Annotated in this window: 3 protein-coding genes and 1 pseudogene; 3 read left to right on the forward strand and 1 reads right to left on the reverse strand. The window is 64.1% G+C overall.

Going from position 1 to position 3,810, the window contains the following annotated elements:
• Positions 1–1,051, reverse strand: a 1,051-nt coding sequence (locus AC3AYF_RS18620) for an outer membrane protein OmpK (RefSeq protein WP_487780166.1), incomplete at its 3' end; no start/stop codon positions are given.
• A 361-nt stretch (positions 1,052–1,412) separates the two neighbouring features.
• Between AC3AYF_RS18620 and AC3AYF_RS18625 the strand changes: the two genes are divergently transcribed.
• The 3 genes and pseudogenes from AC3AYF_RS18625 to AC3AYF_RS18635 form a co-directional block, all read left to right on the forward strand.
• Entirely contained in the window at positions 1,413–2,684 is a 1,272-nt protein-coding gene (locus tag AC3AYF_RS18625) for a NupC/NupG family nucleoside CNT transporter (protein WP_295039948.1), read from the forward strand.
• 115 nt (positions 2,685–2,799) lie between these two features.
• Positions 2,800–3,573: a deoxyribose-phosphate aldolase gene (deoC, locus tag AC3AYF_RS18630; RefSeq protein WP_149435978.1), complete on the forward strand. Its 774-nt coding sequence runs from the start codon at positions 2,800–2,802 to the stop codon at positions 3,571–3,573.
• 28 nt (positions 3,574–3,601) lie between these two features.
• Positions 3,602–3,810 (forward strand): annotated as a pseudogene (locus tag AC3AYF_RS18635) (thymidine phosphorylase); the annotation flags it as partial.

The following is a 3,810-nucleotide window of genomic DNA, read 5'->3' on the forward strand; positions in this document are numbered from 1 at the left end:
ACCGCGCCTGCCAGCCGCGGGTGACCGAAGGGCATCCACGCTTAACTGCCCTTCGCCGTCCCTGGCTACGGGCAGATCGGCGCCGGCTTGCTCTGACATCCCTGTCTCGCCAGCCGGCGACGACGCTCGGACGCCCCCGGTCCCCCGCGGCGGGACCGCCCGGAGGTGCCGCGAGCGTCGTCGGGAACGAAGCCGGGCAGGGACGCCCGGCGAGTGGACGCCGATTCGAGCGGCGCCAGGGATGGCGTAGCGAGATTAAGCGAGCGGCCCTCTCCGGGGTGTCGAGGTGCGGTTGAGCGAAGAACGCGCCGCGGCCACCCGAGCGGTAGACCAGCGACGCACCGTTATCGAAGCTGCCCAGCGGATAGGAGTAGTTCAACTGCGCGCGGTAGCCGTCCCAGGAGTGCTCGTTGGCGGCACCGTAGTTTTCCCACTGGCGACGTTTGTAGAGATTGAACGAGAGCCCGAGCGGCGAGCCGGTATCGATATCGGTGCCCAGGCCGGCATAGAGCGTGTTCTGACGGCTCTCCGTGGTATGCCCCCAGTCGAAGATATAGTCGAAGGCGACGAACCACTCCTTGAACGGGCCGAAACTCAGGTCCTGGCCGGTCATGTCGTCGATGGAGAGACGCGGCTCCAGCTCCATGAACACCGGCGACCCCTTGTCGAAGATGCCGCTGTCCGCTGCATTGCCGACACCGAAGAATTTCGGGAAATCGATATAACCGTAGAGGTCCAGCGGCCCCTTGCGACCGAAGAATTCGTACTCCAGGTAGATATCGTCGACCTGCTGCGGCCCGAACCGGATGTTCTTGCTGCCGATGACGGTGAGGTTCTGGTGATACCAATCGGACAGATAGGGCCCGTCGGCGGTCTGCCCCTCTGCCGCCGGCCCTTCATCCGGCGTCTCCTGCTCGATGACCGGCGCGTCGCCCTGACCGTCGGCGGCCCAGGCCGGGAACGCGGCCAGCGTCATCGCCCCCAATCCCAGCGACACCGACAACGCCAGATGGCGAGATCCTCCTTTCGCCCACCATTCCATAGCACCCATTGGCCGTGCGATTCGTTCTACCATGCCATTCCCCTACTCTTATTGTGTTGTCATCGTGCCGTCATTGCGGCTGCGTCATCGTCCAGACGGTTATCGCCGATTTGTGACTATTTTTTCATTCCCCTGACCGCCCGTGGCTGGCACAGGCATGCCATCGCGTCACTGCTACGCAATAGTGACTCGGAAATAGGTCGTAAAGCACTACATATGGGCCCATTCTTTGTCCAAAAGTACTCTATGAGCTTGTGAGAATAAAAACAACAAGTGACGGGGAAAACCAAAAAATGTTAAAAACATCTCAAGAAGATGTCCTGTCAAAAGGCGTTTTCTACCCATCAGGACCAACACCAAGGACAACAACATGACACTCATCATGGGTCTGGTCGGCGTCGTCGTGCTGCTGCTGATCGCGCTGATCTTCTCGAGCGACCGCAAGGCGATCAGCCTTCGCACCGTCATCGGCGCCTTTGCCATTCAAGCCGGCATCGGTGCCTTCGTGCTCTACGTGCCGTTCGGCCAGGCCGTGCTGGGATCGGTCTCCAGCGCCGTCAGCCAGGTCATCAGCTATGCCAACGACGGCATCGGCTTCCTGTTCGGCAACCTGGCCGATCCGACCAATGTCGGCTTCGTCTTCGCCATCAAGGTGTTGCCGATCATCATCTTCTTCTCGTCGCTGACGGCCGTTCTCTACTATCTGGGCATCATGCAGTGGGTCGTGCGGATTCTGGGTGGCGCGCTGCAGAAGGTACTGGGCACCTCGCGCACCGAGTCGCTCTCCGCCACCGCCAACATCTTCGTCGGCCAGACCGAGGCGCCACTGGTGGTGCGCCCGTTCCTGGCCAGCATGACCCGCTCGGAACTGTTCGCGGTCATGTGCGGCGGGCTTGCGTCCGTTGCCGGCTCCGTTCTGGCCGGCTACGCCGAGCTCGGCATCCCGATGGAGTATCTGATCGCCGCCTCGTTCATGGCCGCGCCAGGCGGTTTGCTGTTCGCCAAGATCCTGATGCCGGAGACGGAGAATCCCGACGATGACACGCGTCAGGCCAAGGATGTACTGGAAGCCGAGGACAAGCCGGCCAACGTACTGGATGCCGCCGCCTCCGGTGCTTCGTCGGGCCTGATGCTGGCCGCCAACGTGGGCGCCATGCTGCTGGCCTTCATCGGCCTGATCGCGATGATCGACGGCATCCTGGGTGGCGTCGGCGGCTGGTTCGGGATGGATTCGTTGAGCCTGTCGATGATTCTCGGCTGGCTGTTCTCGCCGCTGGCGTTCGTGCTCGGCATTCCCTGGCATGAAGCGACACTGGCGGGCTCGTTCATCGGCCAGAAGCTGGTGGTCAATGAGTTCGTGGCGTACATCAACCTGGCCCCCTATATCAGCGGGGATACCGTGGTCGAGTCGACCGGCCAGGCGATGTCCGCCCATACCGCCGCGATCCTGTCGTTCGCGCTGTGCGGGTTCGCCAACCTCTCATCGATCGCGATCCTGCTCGGCGGTCTCGGCACGCTGGCGCCCAGCCGCCGGCCCGAGATCGCCCGCTACGGCCTCAAGGCCGTACTTGCCGGCACCCTGTCCAACCTGATGTCGGCCACCCTGGCCGGGATCTTCCTGTCGCTGGCCGGCACGGCCTGAACCGGGATGCGTATCGCATGATCGCCATGAAACCCCGGCAGACTCGGCGGAGACATGCCGGGAGCCGGGCTCGGCAGGAAGCCGCCACCAACACGCCGGACAAGGAGATAGGAAGATGAGCAGTCTCGAGCAAGCCGCCAGCCGGGCGCTGGCCATGATGGACCTCACCTCGCTCAACGATGACGACGATGACGCTGCCATCCGGACACTGTGTCGTCGTACCGACACGCCGTACGGCGCCCCCGCCGCGGTCTGCCTCTACCCGGCGTTCATCGACGCGGCGGATCGCGAACTGACGGCCATGGGAATTCGCGACCGGGTACGGATCGCCACGGTGACCAATTTTCCCGACGGTAGCGTCAACGTCGAGCGCGCCTGCCGCGAGACCCGGGCGGCCGTCGCGGCCGGTGCCGACGAGGTCGACGTGGTGTTTCCCTACAAGGCGCTGATCGGCGGCGATGCCGAGTCGGGACGCGCCCTGGTCGCAGCCTGCCGCGATGCCTGCGGCGATCGGCTGCTCAAGGTGATTCTAGAGACCGGCGAACTCGAAGACCCGGCGTTGATCCGCCAGGCCGCGGATATTGCGCTGGAGTGCGGTGCGGACTTCCTCAAGACCTCCACCGGCAAGGTGGCGGTCAACGCCACGCTGGAAGCCGCCGACATCCTGCTCTCCGCCATTCGCGACAGCGGCCGCGACGTCGGCTTCAAGGCGGCCGGCGGCATCCGATCCACCGAGGATGCCAAGGCCTACCTGGATCTGGCCGCCGGCATCATGGGCGAGGCGTGGCTCACCCCGGCGCACTTCCGCTTCGGCGCTTCCGGCCTACTGGATGCGCTGCTCGCGACGCTGTCCGGCGACGACACCCAACCGACCGGCGGCGGATACTGAATCAGGTCGACCACGAGCGGAGAGTGCCATGCTGACGCAGGAAATCATTCGACGTAAGCGCGATGGACAGACCCTCGACCGCAAGATGCTCGATCTGGTCATGGGCGGCATCGCCGACGGCAGCATCGGCGACGCGCAGATCGGCGCGTTCGCCATGGCCGTCTATCTCAACGGCATGAACCGGGAAGAGGCGGTGGCGCTGACCGAATCGCTCCGCGACTCCGGTCAGGTGATGCG

Source organism: Salinicola sp. (genome assembly GCF_982684285.1).

Coding starts and splice junctions, on each gene's coding strand:
- AC3AYF_RS18625 (WP_295039948.1), top strand. CDS start 1,413: ATGACACTCATCATGGGTCTGGTCGGCGTCGTCGTGCTGCTGCTGATC.
- deoC (WP_149435978.1), top strand. CDS start 2,800: ATGAGCAGTCTCGAGCAAGCCGCCAGCCGGGCGCTGGCCATGATGGAC.